Raw genomic sequence first — 20,011 nt, 5'->3', positions numbered from 1 at the left:
AACAAAATTATATGTTGTTGTTATTTAACGTCATTTTCAGCTAACGGAGGCACAGGCTTCCCTTGCCGACGGTAAAACTCTGTTACAAAGTCGTCTAATTTACCCTGCTCGATCGCGTCCCGCAAACCCTGCATCACACGCTGGTAGTAACGCAGGTTATGAATCGTATTCAGACGGGCACCGAGGATCTCGTTGCACTTGTCCAGATGGTGCAGGTAGCTGCGGCTGTAGTTCTTGCAGGTGTAGCAATCGCATTCGGCATCCAGGGTGCTGGTGTCGTTGCGGTGCTGGGCATTGCGGATCTTCACTACGCCATCAGTGGTGAACAGGTGGCCGTTGCGGGCGTTGCGGGTCGGCATGACGCAGTCGAACATGTCGATACCACGGCGCACCCCTTCCACCAAGTCTTCCGGCTTGCCAACACCCATCAGGTAGCGCGGCTTGTCAGCCGGAATTTTCGGGCAGACGTGCTCGAGGATGCGGTGCATGTCCTCTTTGGGTTCACCCACGGCCAGACCACCGACCGCATAACCGTCGAAACCGATCTCCAGCAGCCCCTTGAGGGAGACATCACGCAGATCTTCGTAGACCGAGCCCTGAATGATGCCGAACAGGGCGTTCTTGTTGCCCAGCGCATCAAACTTGTCGCGGGAGCGCTTGCCCCAGCGCAGGGACATCTCCATCGACTTGCGCGCTTCTTCATAAGTGGCCGGGTACGGAGTGCACTCGTCGAAGATCATCACGATGTCGGAGCCCAGATCGTACTGGATCTCCATGGACTTCTCGGGGTCGAGGAAGATCTTCTCGCCATTGATGGGGTGGCGGAAGTGGACGCCCGCTTCGGTGATCTTGCGAATATGTCCCAGGCTGAACACCTGGAAACCACCGGAGTCGGTCAGGATCGGGCCCTGCCAGTTCATGAAGTCATGCAGATCGCCGTGGGCACGCATCACTTCCTGACCCGGGCGCAGCCAGAGGTGGAAGGTGTTACCCAGCAGGATCTGGGCGCCGGTTTCACGCACTTCTTCCGGGGTCATCCCCTTGACGGTGCCGTAAGTCCCGACCGGCATAAAGGCCGGCGTTTGTACCACACCACGTTCGAAGACCAGTTGACCGCGACGGGCACGGCCGTCGGTGGTTTTCAGTTCAAATTTCATTGCTACCTCGGCTGCGTCAGATAAACAGTCTGACTATAGGAGGGCCGCTCACGGCCCGGTAAATAAGCTGAAGCTTATGCTTCAACCTGGCGACGGGTGACGAACATGGCATCCCCGTAGCTGAAGAAACGGTACTGTCCGACCACGGCTGCCTGATAGGCCGCCATCACGTTGTCATAACCGGCGAAGGCGCTGACCAGCATGATCAGGGTCGACTCCGGCAGATGGAAGTTGGTGACCATGGCATCGACAATCTGGAACTGGTAACCAGGGAAGATGAAGATATCGGTGTCACTAAAAAAGGGCGCCAGCGGTTTGCCCTGTGCCAGGGTGACCTTGGCCGCGCTCTCCAGCGAACGGACCGAAGTAGTACCGACCGCAATCACCCGGCCACCACGGGCACGGGTGGCCGCGATGGCATCCACCACCTCTTGCGGCACTTCCGCATACTCGGAGTGCATGTGGTGATCTTCAATCTTATCTACCCGCACCGGCTGAAAGGTGCCCGCCCCTACATGCAGGGTGACGAAGGCCGTTTCAACCCCTTTGGCCCGAATTTTCTCAAGCAGCGGCTCATCAAAGTGCAGGCCGGCGGTCGGCGCAGCGACAGCGCCCGGCTTTTGATTGTAAACGGTCTGGTAGCGCTCCTTGTCGGCATCCTCGTCGGGGCGGTCGATATAGGGGGGCAGCGGCATGTGGCCGATGGCCTCCAAAATCTCCAGCACCGGACGCGGGTCGAGGAAGTGGATCTCGAACAGGGCGTCGTGGCGGGCGCGCATCTCGGCTTCAACGCCACCATCCATGATCATCCGGGTGCCGGGCTTGGGCGCCTTGGAGGCACGGACATGGGCCAGCACGCTGTGCTCGTCCAGAATGCGCTCGACCAGTACCTCCAGCTTGCCACCGCTGGCCTTCTGGCCAAACATGCGCGCCGGAATGACACGGGTGTTATTGAATACCAGCAGGTCACCCGGATTGAGCTGATCCAGCACATCCACAAATTGACCGTGGCGCAGGGCGCCAGTTTGACCATCGAGCTGCAACAGGCGGCTGGCAGTACGCTCTGCCATCGGATAGCGGGCAATCAGCTCGTCTGGCAGATCAAAATGAAAATCGGATACTTGCATCTTTCACCTCGGGGGGAATCGGCGGCTAGTCTAGTTATCCCCATCTTCCAAGGCAACCCAAAAGACCAAAAACCCAAGAGAGACAAGGGGTAGCGAGCAATATTGAGACACACATCCGGTTAATGATTCTTTAATGTTCTGTATTGACCCTGATCATGTTTTGCCAATGGGCACTGGGCTAGGGTGAAAGCAGATACACAAGGAGGCCCACCATGATGACCCTATCCGAAATCATGACCGAACACCCCTTCACTCTGGGTCCGTCAAACAGTGTCAAACAGGCGATGGACCTGATGCAGCAGGAGCGAATCCGCCACATTCCCATCGTCGACGAGCAGCATCATCTGCTGGGGTTGGTAACTCTCACCGATATCCTGGCCACCCGGGAATCCAAGCTGCTGCTCATCAGCCCGGAGCGGGAAGCCGAATTTACCGACAGCGTGCAACTCGACGAGATCATGACACGGCAAGTGGCGAGCGTAGATCCTCACGCCGGCATCAAGGAGGCAGCACTTTACCTGCAGCGCCACAGATATGGCTGCCTGCCGGTACTCAAAGGACGCAAGCTAATCGGCATTGTCACCGAGTCGGACTTTATTGCCGTGGCCATCAACCTGCTTGAATTGATGGAAGAGCAGGAGCCCCCAACCGACTTTTGACAGATTTTGGTGTAATTAAATTACAATAAAAGCGTTTTCAGCCGTCAAAATAAGCTGAAATGATGAAACACTTTCATTTTGACTGAAAAATTACACCAAACACTTGCCTTGTGATCTGCATCACACTATTATTCCTCTCATGCAATAGTTGCCGAGGGGGAGACGAGGGATTGTGCACCCATTATCTTCCTCTCATATGTCTGCAAGTTTGCACACCCCGTAGTTAGTCTTTGCTGTAAAGCATTTGTTTATATAGCCATTCCTTGTTTGATGACCCGGCCCTGTCGTTGCGATAGCGCCGGGATTTTTTTATCTGCGCTTTTCGGCTTCCTCCCTACCAGCACATCCCCCATCGCTGCGACCAGTTCCCTCAACCTCCTGCCCCACCTGTTTGCACCACCGTTTATCTCATCGCGTCATCGTAACTCTACACACCCCTTCTTATGCCTTGAAAAGGCGATGTAGCGCACAGATATTGAACCACGACAAGGAGTTATCTCAGTAAGCCAGAGATATTCATGTTAGGTACAGCCATAGTGAGCTATCTAATAAGTAGATTTAAGCGATTCAAAAATGCGGCTTTTATCGATTAGCGGAAGCCCTTATGATGAATCCATCGAAAGTTAAGCGCCTCGTCTGGCAAGACTCTTCAACACCAGACCGGCATATGTACATCACCAAGGAGCAATTACATGTCTACCTACATCAACACTGAAATCAAGCCGTTCAATGCTACCGCCTACCACAATGGCAAATTCGTGCAGGTCTCTGATACAGACCTGAAAGGTAAGTGGTCCGTGGTCTTCTTCTACCCGGCTGACTTCACCTTCGTCTGCCCGACCGAGCTGGGCGATCTGGCTGACAACTACGCTGAATTCCAGAAGCTGGGCGTTGAGATCTACTCTGTCTCTACCGATACCCACTTCACTCACAAAGCATGGCACGACACTTCTGACACCATTCAGAAGATCCAGTACCCGATGATTGGTGACCCGACTGGTACCATCACCCGCAACTTCGGCGTGATGATCGAAGAAGCTGGTCTGGCTGACCGCGGTACCTTCGTGATTGACCCGCAGGGCATCATCCAGATCGTCGAGATCAACGCTGGCGGCATCGGCCGTGACGCACTGGAACTGCTGCGCAAAGTCAAAGCAGCCCAGTACGTTGCTTCCCACCCGGGTGAAGTGTGCCCGGCTAAATGGAAAGAAGGCGAAGCCACTCTGGCCCCGTCCCTGGATCTGGTAGGCAAGATCTAAGCCTCCCGCTTCCAAGACCGGCCCGCATAAGGGCCGGTCTGCTTTCCGGCATTGCCAAATAGGCCTGAAAGCAGACCGACTCACATTTAATGCCAACTCGCCATTACAAGAAGGAATTCGACCATGTTGGATACCAACCTCAAACAACAGCTGAACACCTATCTGCAGTACATCGTCAATCCCATCGAGATCAGCGTGTCCGGCAACGACAGCGACAAATCTGCAGAGCTGCTGGCACTGGCCAGCGAGATCGCCGAGATGTCCCCCAAGATCACCCAGACCTCTGGCACTGCCGCTCGCAAGCCTTCCATGAGTGTCGCGCCGCAGGGCCAAGCACCGCGTGTTCACTTTGCCGGCATCCCCATGGGTCATGAATTTACCTCTCTGGTACTCGCCCTGCTGCAAAGCGGCGGCCACCCCTCCAAGGCCGATGCGGCAGTGCAGGAGCAGATCCGCAATCTCAAAGGTGAGTTCCACTTCGAGACCTATATCTCCCTCTCCTGCCACAACTGCCCGGACGTAGTACAGGCCCTCAACCTGATGGCGACCCTGAACCCCGGCATCACTCACACCATGATCGACGGCGCCCTGTTCCAGGAAGAGGTCGCCGAGCGTCAAATCATGGCGGTACCGAATGTTTACCTGAACGGTCAACCGTTCAGCCAGGGCCGGATATCGCTGGAAGAGATCGTCGCCAAACTCGACACCGGCGCCGCCGAGCGCAAGGCTGCCGAGCTGAATGAGAAAGATCCCTACGACGTACTGGTGGTGGGCGGTGGCCCGGCTGGCGCCGCAGCGGCTATCTATGCCGCTCGTAAAGGCATTCGCACCGCCATCGTTGCCGAGCGTTTCGGTGGTCAGGTGATGGACACCGTCGGCATCGAGAACTTTATCTCCGTGCCCTATACCGAAGGCCCCAAGCTGGCCGCCAGCCTGGAGCAGCACGTCAAACAGTACGGCGTGGAAGTGATCACCGAACAGCGTGCCGCCGCCATCAGCAAAGATGGGTATGTGAACGTGGATCTCGCCTCTGGCGCCACCTTGAAGAGCCGTGCCGTGATCCTGGCGACCGGTGCCCGCTGGCGTGATCTGAATGTGCCGGGTGAGCTCGAGTACCGCACCAAGGGCGTGGCCTACTGCCCGCACTGCGATGGCCCCTTCTTCAAGGGCAAGCGAGTAGCTGTGATCGGTGGCGGTAACTCCGGCATCGAGGCGGCCATCGATCTGGCTGGCATCGTCGAGCATGTGACTGTGGTGGAGTTCGCCGACACCCTGCGTGCCGATGAAGTGCTGCAGAAGAAGGCTCGCTCCATGGGCAATATCGACATCATCATGAGCGCCCGCACCACCGAAGTGATCGGTGATGGCAGCAAGGTGGTCGGCATGGATTACGAAGATCGCACCACAGGTGAGATCAAACACCTGGCGGTGGCGGGTATCTTCGTCCAGATCGGCCTGGTACCGAACACCGAGTTCCTGAAAGGGAGCGAGATTGCCATGACCCGCTTTGGCGAGATCGAGATCGATACCAAAGGGGCGACCTCCCTGCCCGGCGTCTACGCCGCAGGAGATGCCACCACGGTACCGTTCAAGCAGATCATCATCTCCATGGGTGCTGGCGCCACCGCCGCACTGGGTGCGTTTGATTACCTCATCCGCAACCCGGCGCCGGAAGCGACCAAGGCTGATGCTGTGACCGCCTGATAAACCCAGCGCAACAAAAAGCCGATGCTCGATTTAGTAAACACGAGCGTCGGCTTTTTTATATCTGCATCGATGCGCAATAGAAACCCCGCCGCAAATGGCGGGGGTGTTCATGACTGGACTTAAACGACGGGCATCACTCCAGCAAGAAAACAGCCTCGATATTATCACTTACCGTGATCTGCTGTTGTTGATAGCTGTTGTCCGCCATATCCGCCGCAGGTGCAGCCATCGCCATGGCCTGCACTACCTTCAGGTTGCGGCTGTAGGCGGTAATGGGCGAAGCATTGCGGTACTCCACACTGTAGACCTTGCCAAGCTTCATCCCGAAGGCCTTGGCCAGAGATTCAGCCTTGGTTTTGGCATCCTCAACGGCATTCAAACGGGCCTGCTCCTTGATGACCTGCGGCGATTTCAACCCGTACTCAATCTGGGATACGGACTCCAGCCCGGCTTTGAGTGCGGTATCCATCAGGGGGCTCAACTTGTCGAGCTGATAGAGCTTCACCGCCAATTGTCGCTGAGCACGGTATCCCAACAATACCGGCTTCTTGTTCTCGCCATACTGATATTCCGGAGAGACCATCAGGTTGCCAGCCTCAACATCGCTGCGCTTGATCCCCAGCCCTTCCAGTTGGCTGAAAAAGGCTGCGACCTTGGTATCGACCTGCTGCTTGGCCTTGAGGCCCTGCTTATCCAGTGCACTCACCGCCACATTGAGGGTGAGCATATCGGGTTCGGTCTTCTGCTCGGCATAACCACTCACCACCAGATGGGGCGCTTGCGGCACTTCAATCGCCAGCAGCGGAGCACTGACAACCAGAGCGGAAAGAGTAAGAAGGGGACGCCACATAGAAAAAAACCTCAATCGAAAAGATTGAGGCCATTATGCCCGTGCAGCTACGGGATTCATATATCATGCGAGGGGGGGAACTGATCCAGTATCTGATTGGTCAGATCGAGACTGATGGTGACCACGCTGCAGACATCTGGGCTCTGCTCTACCTTATCTTGTGACGATGTCGCACCGCAGACCTGCACCTCATCATCGAAATGGAACGAGTCCCACGACAGAACATGTCCTTGCACCGCCTGTCCGAGATCGGTGCCACCAATTGCCTCCTCCATCGCAGACCAAGGGATGGTATCAGACGGCCCAAGCAAATTTTGCAACAACGGAGGGTGAAAACTGACCAGTGGATACTCCTGCTGACCCTGCTCATGGCCAACCAGAATCATGTTATGGGCAGACTCGGTATCCAAAACAGGCACATAGGTGATAGAGGCTGCAGCAAAGTCAACATAGAGCGAGCCCGCGACATCACCGGCCTCATTCTCTATCTCCATCCCATCCAGCCGATCACCGGCGATCGAGGCCTGATAGCCAAACTGACCTGCGCAGGTAATGTTGCCCTGTCCATCCCAGCTATAACGGATGCCATCAATGTCGACCCAGTTGAATGACTGCATGATTACCCTCTCTTCTACGGCCGCTATCTTATCCATCCACCTAAAGAAAAAACAGGGGCCAGGCAAGCCCGGCCCCGAGAGAGGGTTACGGATCAACCTTCAAGTTACCGTCATCCAGCAAGTGCTTGATGATCTCCTGATTGGAGCCCAGTGAGGCGAGGTCGAGTGAGTTCTGGAACTGGATGGTCAGTTCCGGGCTCCCACCGGCCCCGGCAGGATCTATCGTCAACGTCTTGGTCGTCGTGTTGAACTGCAGATAGTTGTCCAGCACGGCTGCCAGATCCTCGTTGTTCCCCACTGCAGGTACGCCGACCAGCAGATCCGAGAGATCCAGTACATCTCCACCATTGTTGGTATCACCTAAAGTGAAATCAGTAATGGTATCGATACTGCCGTCCGCATCCCCCGCCAGCCACTTGAAGGTGTCACTCTCCCCACCACCGGTCATGGTATCGCTGCCAAGGCCGCCGATCAGAATGTCCTTACCAAGGTCGCCCGTGAGTATATCGCTACCAGAACCACCATCCAGATAATCATCACCGACACCTCCAACAAGGGTGTCGTTCCCTTCCTGGCCAAAAAGGATATCGTTACCACTGCCACCATATAGGGTGTCATTACCACCACTGCGGCTACTCTCCCCACTCAGCTCAGTAATATGGGTCCGGATGTAATCCACCGTCTGTTCACGTGTCCACCCATGACTGGACTCCAGCGTTTCAAATACCAGCCAACCAGAACCTTGGGGCAGATCCAGTCCCAACTCGCTGGCCAGCGTATCGGTATTGAGTACATCGCCAAACAGGATGTCATTGCCAACACCACCATCGGCCACGTCATTGCCGGCCCCCAGCAACACGGTAATCTGATCCCCCTCGGTCAGGGCTGCCGTCAACTGCTCGGCACTGGTCACAATCTGGGCATCGCCGATCGGGGCATTGAAACCCTGCTCGATCCGGATATTGTCTATCCGTACCTCAGCATTCCGGTCATTGGAGCTGTCGAGCAGTTCGAACACAAACCCGTATTGCCCGACAGGCAGTCCATCGGTTGTGATAGTGCTGTAAGCCGTCAAAACAGATGAACTAACGCCAGTAATGGTGCCCGTTTGCACTGGATTGAGCATATCCCAGACGCCACCCTCGAGTTTCACCAACTTCCAGGTGAAGCTGTCGCTGCTATTAACACCATTCAAGGCATACTGGAACTGCAGACTTGCTCCGGCTTGTGCCGCAGAAACCTGGATGGCATTGGCCACGGCGAGCGCCAATATTGTCCTGTCAGAATCAGAACCGGTTCGATCATCCCGGATCCGCAAGCTTCCATTTGTAACGGTATGCGATCCCTGAGCATCACCACTGAGCACCCATCCCGAGGCGGCATTTATGCCGCTACCACTACCAAATGTGGCCAAGTCAAGGAAGCTGCCTGCCGAGTAAAACTGATCTGCCGTTTCAGTCGTGTTATCAAAGAACTTCAACAAATCCTTGTTAACATCATTGGTCACCCCGATTGCATTGACCTGGCTGATGGCACTGAGTGAAACAAAAGCATCCACCGACTCCTTGATCACCTCAAATGTGGTGCTGTTGCCTGGTCCAGCGACCTGATTGCTGTCATTGAGGTAGTAAGTCGGGTTACCATCCGTGACAAAGAATGTCAGGTTCTGGTAACCGGGAGCAGCCTTGCTACCATCATTGAACCACTGCACGGCCTGATTGAACGCGGCTTCATAGTTGGTGCCACCATTGGCAACCAGTGCATCAATGGCATTGGTCAGGTTGCTCACATTACTGGCATCAAGCCCTACTATTGTCACACTCTCGCTGGCATTCGCCGCAAAACCAATCAAGGTGATATTGATCTCACCATCATGATCTTTCAACTGGTTCGCCAAATGGGTCAGGGAGGCCTTGAGCATACTCAGTCGTGATCCAGCCATACTGCCAGACACATCGACCACCAAGGCAATATTGTAATTCTCACCCGGGATGAAATTGGTACTGGTGCCGCCGATGTCCCCCACCACAATATCGTGACCAGCACCGCCTGCAACCAGACCATCCACACTACCGTTGGAGTTGGGCACCTTGTGATCATCATCCGTGCCGGGGGTCCCGGTAGTGTCGGGGGTATCCGAGGTGTTGCTACCCACAACCAGAATATTGGACGCGACGGGAGGCTCATTGCTCTTGACCGATACAGTAAAGTTGGCGCTGGCTTTATCTCCATCGGCATCAGTCAAGGTAGCACTGAAATCAAGGTCAATATCAGGAGGCGTGATCTTGTCGATCACTCCGAAATTCTCGATCCTCACTGAGTCATTGCCATTCAGCACAAAGCGGACATAAAGCTGGCTGAACTCCCCATCGGGTTCTATGCTGGCCAACTGCATCGACCCTTTGAGTCCTGACAGAACAAGCTCTCCGGAATCGACGACGGTCACGCCATCGGCAGCATAAGCCACCCACTGTATGGTGCTGGTATTGGTGTTGCCAACCCCGTAGACGTTGAAAGAGAGCCCATCAACGGCTGCAGTCGTGGATACCTTGAACCCTTCGTTATTGTCCAGGTTGCCGTTCTTAATCCCGAAACCATTGTTGTTCGGGTTGAGATTATCTGCATCACTCCCCGGCAGATCCTGAGGATTATTGACGCTGCCATTGAACAGCAGACCATCGAACAGTACACCAATCCCGCCAGCAGTAACCCCGATCGTCTCAACAGGCCCTCCAGCACCGAACTGTGCCCCGATCGAGAAAGTCTGGGTTGGCTGGGGAGTAACCAGTTCAAAGCTGTAAGTATTGTCGTCATTGAGTGTCAATGTATAGAACACTTTAGGTGGCTGCCCACTACCATCAATGGTTGCTACCAGAGTCTTGCCATCAGTCGACAAGGTTTCGGTGATCCCTGCCAAATCAGGCCATCCAGTCAGTTTCAGTCCACCAGTACCCAGAGGGCCATCAGCACCAAAAGAGACGCCAAACAATCCACCGGTAGTGATGTCGGCTACATTCATCACTTCCAGACTTTCGATGCCTGTGATCACGGGCATATCGTCTTCAATAACAACACTGACCGGCTTGGTATCACTCAAGTCACCATCACTGGCTGACAGGTTGAAGGTAAATGTCTTCAGTCCTTCCTTATTGTCTCCAAATTCATGATCGATGGGCCCCAGCAAGGTGACGGTATATTTACCAACCGGATCTACAGATACTTGTATGACTGGGATCCCTCCCGCTGAACCCACCAGTGTCGCAGACCCTATACCACTCCACACAACTGGTACCCCTCCAGAGCTCAGGCCAGATGGAGCAGAAAGAGTGAACGTAAAGGTATTGCTGTCGATATCTGTCACACTTGCCGTCGCATGGGTCGAGGTGCTATCGGTAATATCGCCGGGATTGGGTGAATTGTCTGGATTGGATCCCGGTAATCCCTCCTCGGATATGCGCAGATCCGAGACAGTCAGCATGGGAGCATCGTTAGTTGCAGTGACGGTCACGGTGAAGGGCTTGTTGTCTGCCCCACCCTCGTCCGTGGTCCCCGCCACGTTGCCATTCACGACCCCGCTCCAGTCCGCCGGCAAGCTAAAGCCCGGCACGCCCGCTGTGCTCGCACCGCTCCAGCTGTAGCTGCCCGCCACCGCGCCAGCCACCCAGCCTGCCCCCATCAACGCACCTGCCGGCACACCGCTCAGGGTCACCGTCACGCCGGTCACCTGCTCCGAACCATCCGCGTCGGTCGCAGTAACACCCAGCTGCGCCGCCAGCGATACCGCCACCGGTGCATCCGTTTCTGCCAGCACCAGGTTGGTGGCGCTGACACTGATATCCCCTTCCACTCCGATAGTGACCGTGCCACTGCTGTTGGCCGTGCCTTCATTGGTGGTCGCCACCACGGTGTAACTGATGGGCGCGCCGGTGTTGTTCGCACTGCCCGACACCCCGGCCGTCGAATAGTCCGCCGGGAACACCAGCCCGAATGCCGGCGGCAATGCCCCCGCCACCACGTTCACTGTCAGGACATTACCCACCAGGGTGCCACCCACTGCAGTGGTATTCGCAGGCAAATTGTTGAAGGTATACACCAGGCTGGTCCAGGTCTCTGACCCGTCGCCATCGCTGATACTCACCGTGTTGGTCAGCAGCACCTGTACCGTGCCATCCGTTTCGGTCGCACCCGCATTCAGCGCCTCGACGTTGAAGTCGATGTCATGGCCGGCATTGATAGTGACGGTGAAGGGCTTGTTGTCTGCCCCACCCTCGTCCGTGGTCCCCGCCACGTTGCCATTCACGACCCCGCTCCAGTCCGCCGGCAAGCTAAAGCCCGGCACGCCCGCTGTGCTCGCACCGCTCCAGCTGTAGCTGCCCGCCACCGCGCCAGCCACCCAGCCTGCCCCCATCAACGCACCTGCCGGCACACCGCTCAGGGTCACCGTCACGCCGGTCACCTGCTCCGAACCATCCGCGTCGGTCGCAGTAACACCCAGCTGCGCCGCCAGCGATACCGCCACCGGTGCATCCGTTTCTGCCAGCACCAGGTTGGTGGCGCTGACACTGATATCCCCTTCCACTCCGATAGTGACCGTGCCACTGCTGTTGGCCGTGCCTTCATTGGTGGTCGCCACCACGGTGTAACTGATGGGCGCGCCGGTGTTGTTCGCACTGCCCGACACCCCGGCCGTCGAATAGTCCGCCGGGAACACCAGCCCGAATGCCGGCGGCAATGCCCCCGCCACCACGTTCACTGTCAGGACATTACCCACCAGGGTGCCACCCACTGCAGTGGTATTCGCAGGCAAATTGTTGAAGGTATACACCAGGCTGGTCCAGGTCTCTGACCCGTCGCCATCGCTGATACTCACCGTGTTGGTCAGCAGCACCTGTACCGTGCCATCCGTTTCGGTCGCACCCGCATTCAGCGCCTCGACGTTGAAGTCGATGTCATGGCCGGCATTGATAGTGACGGTGAAGGGCTTGTTGTCTGCCCCACCCTCGTCCGTGGTCCCCGCCACGTTGCCATTCACGACCCCGCTCCAGTCCGCCGGCAAGCTAAAGCCCGGCACGCCCGCTGTGCTCGCACCGCTCCAGCTGTAGCTGCCCGCCACCGCGCCAGCCACCCAGCCTGCCCCCATCAACGCACCTGCCGGCACACCGCTCAGGGTCACCGTCACGCCGGTCACCTGCTCCGAACCATCCGCGTCGGTCGCAGTAACACCCAGCTGCGCCGCCAGCGATACCGCCACCGGTGCATCCGTTTCTGCCAGCACCAGGTTGGTGGCGCTGACACTGATATCCCCTTCCACTCCGATAGTGACCGTGCCACTGCTGTTGGCCGTGCCTTCATTGGTGGTCGCCACCACGGTGTAACTGATGGGCGCACCGGTGTTGTTCGCACTGCCCGACACCCCGGCCGTCGAATAGTCTGCCGGGAACACCAGCCCGAATGCCGGCGGCAATGCCCCCGCCACCACGTTCACTGTCAGGACATTACCCACCAGGGTGCCACCCACTGCAGTGGTATTCGCAGGCAAATTGTTGAAGGTATACACCAGGCTGGTCCAGGTCTCTGACCCGTCGCCATCGCTGATACTCACCGTGTTGGTCAGCAGCACCTGTACCGTGCCATCCGTTTCGGTCGCACCCGCATTCAGCGCCTCGACGTTGAAGTCGATGTCATGGCCGGCATTGATAGTGACGGTGAAGGGCTTGTTGTCTGCCCCACCCTCGTCCGTGGTCCCCGCCACGTTGCCATTCACGACCCCGCTCCAGTCCGCCGGCAAGCTAAAGCCCGGCACGCCCGCTGTGCTCGCACCGCTCCAGCTGTAGCTGCCCGCCACCGCGCCAGCCACCCAGCCTGCCCCCATCAACGCACCTGCCGGCACACCGCTCAGGGTCACCGTCACGCCGGTCACCTGCTCCGAACCATCCGCGTCGGTCGCAGTAACACCCAGCTGCGCCGCCAGCGATACCGCCACCGGTGCATCCGTTTCTGCCAGCACCAGGTTGGTGGCGCTGACACTGATATCCCCTTCCACTCCGATAGTGACCGTGCCACTGCTGTTGGCCGTGCCTTCATTGGTGGTCGCCACCACGGTGTAACTGATGGGCGCGCCGGTGTTGTTCGCACTGCCCGACACCCCGGCCGTCGAATAGTCCGCCGGGAACACCAGCCCGAATGCCGGCGGCAATGCCCCCGCCACCACGTTCACTGTCAGGACATTACCCACCAGGGTGCCACCCACTGCAGTGGTATTCGCAGGCAAATTGTTGAAGGTATACACCAGGCTGGTCCAGGTCTCTGACCCGTCGCCATCGCTGATACTCACCGTGTTGGTCAGCAGCACCTGTACCGTGCCATCCGTTTCGGTCGCACCCGCATTCAGCGCCTCGACGTTGAAGTCGATGTCATGGCCGGCATTGATAGTGACGGTGAAGGGCTTGTTGTCTGCCCCACCCTCGTCCGTGGTCCCCGCCACGTTGCCATTCACGACCCCGCTCCAGTCCGCCGGCAAGCTAAAGCCCGGCACGCCCGCTGTGCTCGCACCGCTCCAGCTGTAGCTGCCCGCCACCGCGCCAGCCACCCAGCCTGCCCCCATCAACGCACCTGCCGGCACACCGCTCAGGGTCACCGTCACGCCGGTCACCTGCTCCGAACCATCCGCGTCGGTCGCAGTAACACCCAGCTGCGCCGCCAGCGATACCGCCACCGGTGCATCCGTTTCTGCCAGCACCAGGTTGGTGGCGCTGACACTGATATCCCCTTCCACTCCGATAGTGACCGTGCCACTGCTGTTGGCCGTGCCTTCATTGGTGGTCGCCACCACGGTGTAACTGATGGGCGCACCGGTGTTGTTCGCACTGCCCGACACCCCGGCCGTCGAATAGTCTGCCGGGAACACCAGCCCGAATGCCGGCGGCAATGCCCCCGCCACCACGTTCACTGTCAGGACATTACCCACCAGGGTGCCACCCACTGCAGTGGTATTCGCAGGCAAATTGTTGAAGGTATACACCAGGCTGGTCCAGGTCTCTGACCCGTCGCCATCGCTGATACTCACCGTGTTGGTCAGCAGCACCTGTACCGTGCCATCCGTTTCGGTCGCACCCGCATTCAGCGCCTCGACGTTGAAGTCGATGTCATGGCCGGCATTGATAGTGACGGTGAAGGGCTTGTTGTCTGCCCCACCCTCGTCCGTGGTCCCCGCCACGTTGCCATTCACGACCCCGCTCCAGTCCGCCGGCAAGCTAAAGCCCGGCACGCCCGCTGTGCTCGCACCGCTCCAGCTGTAGCTGCCCGCCACCGCGCCAGCCACCCAGCCTGCCCCCATCAACGCACCTGCCGGCACACCGCTCAGGGTCACCGTCACGCCGGTCACCTGCTCCGAACCATCCGCGTCGGTCGCAGTAACACCCAGCTGCGCCGCCAGCGATACCGCCACCGGTGCATCCGTTTCTGCCAGCACCAGGTTGGTGGCGCTGACACTGATATCCCCTTCCACTCCGATAGTGACCGTGCCACTGCTGTTGGCCGTGCCTTCATTGGTGGTCGCCACCACGGTGTAACTGATGGGCGCGCCGGTGTTGTTCGCACTGCCCGACACCCCGGCCGTCGAATAGTCCGCCGGGAACACCAGCCCGAATGCCGGCGGCAATGCCCCCGCCACCACGTTCACTGTCAGGACATTACCCACCAGGGTGCCACCCACTGCAGTGGTATTCGCAGGCAAATTGTTGAAGGTATACACCAGGCTGGTCCAGGTCTCTGACCCGTCGCCATCGCTGATACTCACCGTGTTGGTCAGCAGCACCTGTACCGTGCCATCCGTTTCGGTCGCACCCGCATTCAGCGCCTCGACGTTGAAGTCGATGTCATGGCCGGCATTGATAGTGACGGTGAAGGGCTTGTTGTCTGCCCCACCCTCGTCCGTGGTCCCCGCCACGTTGCCATTCACGACCCCGCTCCAGTCCGCCGGCAAGCTAAAGCCCGGCACGCCCGCTGTGCTCGCACCGCTCCAGCTGTAGCTGCCCGCCACCGCGCCAGCCACCCAGCCTGCCCCCATCAACGCACCTGCCGGCACACCGCTCAGGGTCACCGTCACGCCGGTCACCTGCTCCGAACCATCCGCGTCGGTCGCAGTAACACCCAGCTGCGCCGCCAGCGATACCGCCACCGGTGCATCCGTTTCTGCCAGCACCAGGTTGGTGGCGCTGACACTGATATCCCCTTCCACTCCGATAGTGACCGTGCCACTGCTGTTGGCCGTGCCTTCATTGGTGGTCGCCACCACGGTGTAACTGATGGGCGCACCGGTGTTGTTCGCACTGCCCGACACCCCGGCCGTCGAATAGTCTGCCGGGAACACCAGCCCGAATGCCGGCGGCAATGCCCCCGCCACCACGTTCACTGTCAGGACATTACCCACCAGGGTGCCACCCACTGCAGTGGTATTCGCAGGCAAATTGTTGAAGGTATACACCAGGCTGGTCCAGGTCTCTGACCCGTCGCCATCGCTGATACTCACCGTGTTGGTCAGCAGCACCTGTACCGTGCCATCCGTTTCGGTCGCACCCGCATTCAGCGCCTCGACGTTGAAGTCGATGTCATGGCCGGCATTGATAGTGACGGTGAAGGGCTTGTTGTCTGCCCCACCCTCGTCCGTGGTCCCCGCCACGTTGCCATTCACGACCCCGCTCCAGTCCGCCGGCAAGCTAAAGCCCGGCACGCCCGCTGTGCTCGCACCGCTCCAGCTGTAGCTGCCCGCCACCGCGCCAGCCACCCAGCCTGCCCCCATCAACGCACCTGCCGGCACACCGCTCAGGGTCACCGTCACGCCGGTCACCTGCTCCGAACCATCCGCGTCGGTCGCAGTAACACCCAGCTGCGCCGCCAGCGATACCGCCACCGGTGCATCCGTTTCTGCCAGCACCAGGTTGGTGGCGCTGACACTGATATCCCCTTCCACTCCGATAGTGACCGTGCCACTGCTGTTGGCCGTGCCTTCATTGGTGGTCGCCACCACGGTGTAACTGATGGGCGCGCCGGTGTTGTTCGCACTGCCCGACACCCCGGCCGTCGAATAGTCCGCCGGGAACACCAGCCCGAATGCCGGCGGCAATGCCCCCGCCACCACGTTCACTGTCAGGACATTACCCACCAGGGTGCCACCCACTGCAGTGGTATTCGCAGGCAAATTGTTGAAGGTATACACCAGGCTGGTCCAGGTCTCTGACCCGTCGCCATCGCTGATACTCACCGTGTTGGTCAGCAGCACCTGTACCGTGCCATCCGTTTCGGTCGCACCCGCATTCAGCGCCTCGACGTTGAAGTCGATGTCATGGCCGGCATTGATAGTGACGGTGAAGGGCTTGTTGTCTGCCCCACCCTCGTCCGTGGTCCCCGCCACGTTGCCATTCACGACCCCGCTCCAGTCCGCCGGCAAGCTAAAGCCCGGCACGCCCGCTGTGCTCGCACCGCTCCAGCTGTAGCTGCCCGCCACCGCGCCAGCCACCCAGCCTGCCCCCATCAACGCACCTGCCGGCACACCGCTCAGGGTCACCGTCACGCCGGTCACCTGCTCCGAACCATCCGCGTCGGTCGCAGTAACACCCAGCTGCGCCGCCAGCGATACCGCCACCGGTGCATCCGTTTCTGCCAGCACCAGGTTGGTGGCGCTGACACTGATATCCCCTTCCACTCCGATAGTGACCGTGCCACTGCTGTTGGCCGTGCCTTCATTGGTGGTCGCCACCACGGTGTAACTGATGGGCGCACCGGTGTTGTTCGCACTGCCCGACACCCCGGCCGTCGAATAGTCTGCCGGGAACACCAGCCCGAATGCCGGCGGCAATGCCCCCGCCACCACGTTCACTGTCAGGACATTACCCACCAGGGTGCCACCCACTGCAGTGGTATTCGCAGGCAAATTGTTGAAGGTATACACCAGGCTGGTCCAGGTCTCTGACCCGTCGCCATCGCTGATACTCACCGTGTTGGTCAGCAGCACCTGTACCGTGCCATCCGTTTCGGTCGCACCCGCATTCAGCGCCTCGACGTTGAAGTCGATGTCATGGCCGGCATTGATAGTGACGGTGAAGGGCTTGTTGTCTGCCCCACCCTCGTCCGTGGTCCCCGCCACGTTGCCATTCACGACCCCGCTCCAGTCCGCCGGCAAGCTAAAGCCCGGCACGCCCGCTGTGCTCGCACCGCTCCAGCTGTAGCTGCCCGCCACCGCGCCAGCCACCCAGCCTGCCCCCATCAACGCACCTGCCGGCACACCGCTCAGGGTCACCGTCACGCCGGTCACCTGCTCCGAACCATCCGCGTCGGTCGCAGTAACACCCAGCTGCGCCGCCAGCGATACCGCCACCGGTGCATCCGTTTCTGCCAGCACCAGGTTGGTGGCGCTGACACTGATATCCCCTTCCACTCCGATAGTGACCGTGCCACTGCTGTTGGCCGTGCCTTCATTGGTGGTCGCCACCACGGTGTAACTGATGGGCGCGCCGGTGTTGTTCGCACTGCCCGACACCCCGGCCGTCGAATAGTCCGCCGGGAACACCAGCCCGAATGCCGGCGGCAATGCCCCCGCCACCACGTTCACTGTCAGGACATTACCCACCAGGGTGCCACCCACTGCAGTGGTATTCGCAGGCAAATTGTTGAAGGTATACACCAGGCTGGTCCAGGTCTCTGACCCGTCGCCATCGCTGATACTCACCGTGTTGGTCAGCAGCACCTGTACCGTGCCATCCGTTTCGGTCGCACCCGCATTCAGCGCCTCGACGTTGAAGTCGATGTCATGGCCGGCATTGATAGTGACGGTGAAGGGCTTGTTGTCTGCCCCACCCTCGTCCGTGGTCCCCGCCACGTTGCCATTCACGACCCCGCTCCAGTCCGCCGGCAAGCTAAAGCCCGGCACGCCCGCTGTGCTCGCACCGCTCCAGCTGTAGCTGCCCGCCACCGCGCCAGCCACCCAGCCTGCCCCCATCAACGCACCTGCCGGCACACCGCTCAGGGTCACCGTCACGCCGGTCACCTGCTCCGAACCATCCGCGTCGGTCGCAGTAACACCCAGCTGCGCCGCCAGCGATACCGCCACCGGTGCATCCGTTTCTGCCAGCACCAGGTTGGTGGCGCTGACACTGATATCCCCTTCCACTCCGATAGTGACCGTGCCACTGCTGTTGGCCGTGCCTTCATTGGTGGTCGCCACCACGGTGTAACTGATGGGCGCACCGGTGTTGTTCGCACTGCCCGACACCCCGGCCGTCGAATAGTCTGCCGGGAACACCAGCCCGAATGCCGGCGGCAATGCCCCCGCCACCACGTTCACTGTCAGGACATAACCCACCAGGGTGCCACCCACTGCAGTGGTATTCGCAGGCAAATTGTTGAAGGTATACACCAGGCTGGTCCAGGTCTCTGACCCGTCGCCATCGCTGATACTCACCGTGTTGGTCAGCAGCACCTGTACCGTGCCATCCGTTTCGGTCGCACCCGCATTCAGCGCCTCGACGTTGAAGTCGATGTCACCTTGTGGCGTCACTATCAGCGTCAAGGTCGAAGTAACAACATCAGAACTATCGGTGACCAGATAACTCACTGTAGGAACTGCACCAGAATAGTCAGGAGCGGGGGTAAAGGTGAAAGAGCCATCACTGTTGATGATCAGCGTACCAATGCCAGTAAGGGTCGATGTAACACCTGCGGGAACATCAATATTACTACCCCAGCTATAGCTGATGATGGATTGAGCCAAGGGACCATCCGGGTTGGAGCTATTGGCCAAAAGATCACCACTGACAGGGTTATCTTCATCCATCGAAAATACTTCACTCTCATCCAACAAGAGATTAGTTAGTGGCTCCGGTTCTAACAGTGGTTCAGCCGCTTGCTCAGTGTTGATAATGGGTTCAGCCTGATAATTGGTATCAAAACCGGCCTCGGCAATGGTCGCATCACCGGTTCTATCAATGGTGACAAAGCCACCATTGCCGCTTGCTCCTGCTACCCCGCCAATACCACCGCCACCACCGGCAGCAGGTGCACCACCTGCTGCTGAAGCCTCAAAGTTTTGCGTCGGGTCAACGCCTTGCAAAATTGACTCTTGCAATGCAGCAATGTCAGAAGGAGCGCCCTCCGTGCTGGCACCACCTTGCGGTTGTCCCGGTTCTGCTAATTCGGAACCGGTGGGTACATTCTGCGCTGGTGTATCGTCATAGGGGGAAAGAACAAGCTTGGCATCATCCGCTATGGTCAATTTGGCACCGGGCTGGAGTATTTCCCCCTTTTGCAGGGGGCGACTGCTGCCATCAGCCAGCACAATCTCCACATTCCCTTCGATAGCTGAGACAACCACGGACTTGTCGATGATTTGGGTACGCATATCCATTGCTCCAACGTGACAGATCTTGATGTCTACACCGTAGAGGGAGATAACGTGCTTTTCCGTTGCAATAATCTATAGGTTTGACTGCCCTCAAACCGATATAGAGAATAAAATCGAAAGGTTATTTTTTCTTCATCAAAATCATAACGATACAAATGGAACCAAATAACACCCATATTAATTTGATAATAAAAAAATCAAAAAATATATTGTATTGATATAAAAAATGACCCCATTC

The 20,011-nt window shown here is 58.4% G+C and carries 8 protein-coding genes; 3 read left to right on the top strand and 5 right to left on the bottom strand.

Translation table 11 applies throughout. The annotated features are described in order from the left end of the window. Nucleotides 1-20 precede the first annotated feature (20 nt). Both tgt and queA read right to left on the bottom strand, forming a co-directional pair. Nucleotides 21-1,157 (bottom strand): tRNA guanosine(34) transglycosylase Tgt, encoded by a 1,137-nt coding sequence (tgt, locus tag I6L44_RS03800; protein ID WP_005337329.1) that lies wholly within the window; start codon nucleotides 1,155-1,157, stop codon nucleotides 21-23. 74 nt (nucleotides 1,158-1,231) lie between these two features. Next, entirely contained in the window at nucleotides 1,232-2,284 is a 1,053-nt protein-coding gene (gene queA, locus I6L44_RS03795) for a tRNA preQ1(34) S-adenosylmethionine ribosyltransferase-isomerase QueA (protein WP_042056163.1), read from the bottom strand. 212 nt (nucleotides 2,285-2,496) lie between these two features. On the opposite strand from queA, the gene I6L44_RS03790 reads away from it, so the two are divergent. The 3 genes from I6L44_RS03790 to ahpF all read left to right on the top strand — a co-directional run bounded on the left by I6L44_RS03790 (nucleotide 2,497) and on the right by ahpF (nucleotide 5,906). Continuing rightward, nucleotides 2,497-2,943, top strand: a complete 447-nt coding sequence (locus I6L44_RS03790) for a CBS domain-containing protein (RefSeq protein WP_013723842.1) — start codon at nucleotides 2,497-2,499, stop codon at nucleotides 2,941-2,943. 692 nt (nucleotides 2,944-3,635) lie between these two features. Then, complete coding sequence (gene ahpC / locus I6L44_RS03785; protein ID WP_216953337.1) at nucleotides 3,636-4,202, top strand: alkyl hydroperoxide reductase subunit C; 567 nt, start codon at nucleotides 3,636-3,638, stop codon at nucleotides 4,200-4,202. A 123-nt stretch (nucleotides 4,203-4,325) separates the two neighbouring features. Continuing rightward, nucleotides 4,326-5,906: an alkyl hydroperoxide reductase subunit F gene (gene ahpF, locus I6L44_RS03780; protein WP_159163816.1), complete on the top strand. Its 1,581-nt coding sequence runs from the start codon at nucleotides 4,326-4,328 to the stop codon at nucleotides 5,904-5,906. 136 nt (nucleotides 5,907-6,042) lie between these two features. Here ahpF and I6L44_RS03775 read toward each other — a convergent pair whose 3' ends face one another. From I6L44_RS03775 to I6L44_RS03760, 3 genes are all read right to left on the bottom strand, one after another. Next, nucleotides 6,043-6,759 (bottom strand): SIMPL domain-containing protein, encoded by a 717-nt coding sequence (locus I6L44_RS03775; protein ID WP_005337338.1) that lies wholly within the window; start codon nucleotides 6,757-6,759, stop codon nucleotides 6,043-6,045. 56 nt (nucleotides 6,760-6,815) lie between these two features. Beyond that, nucleotides 6,816-7,376, bottom strand: a complete 561-nt coding sequence (locus I6L44_RS03770; protein WP_042056172.1) for a hypothetical protein — start codon at nucleotides 7,374-7,376, stop codon at nucleotides 6,816-6,818. Between the two features lie 85 nt (nucleotides 7,377-7,461). After that, complete coding sequence (locus tag I6L44_RS03760) at nucleotides 7,462-19,770, bottom strand: retention module-containing protein (RefSeq protein ID WP_302055937.1); 12,309 nt, start codon at nucleotides 19,768-19,770, stop codon at nucleotides 7,462-7,464. Nucleotides 19,771-20,011 lie beyond the last annotated feature (241 nt).

Source organism: Aeromonas sp. FDAARGOS 1414 (assembly GCF_019047065.1).
GTDB lineage: Bacteria > Pseudomonadota > Gammaproteobacteria > Enterobacterales > Aeromonadaceae > Aeromonas > Aeromonas veronii_A.
Note: the sequence above shows the minus strand (reverse complement) of the source record. Positions and strands in the feature narration are given on the sequence as shown.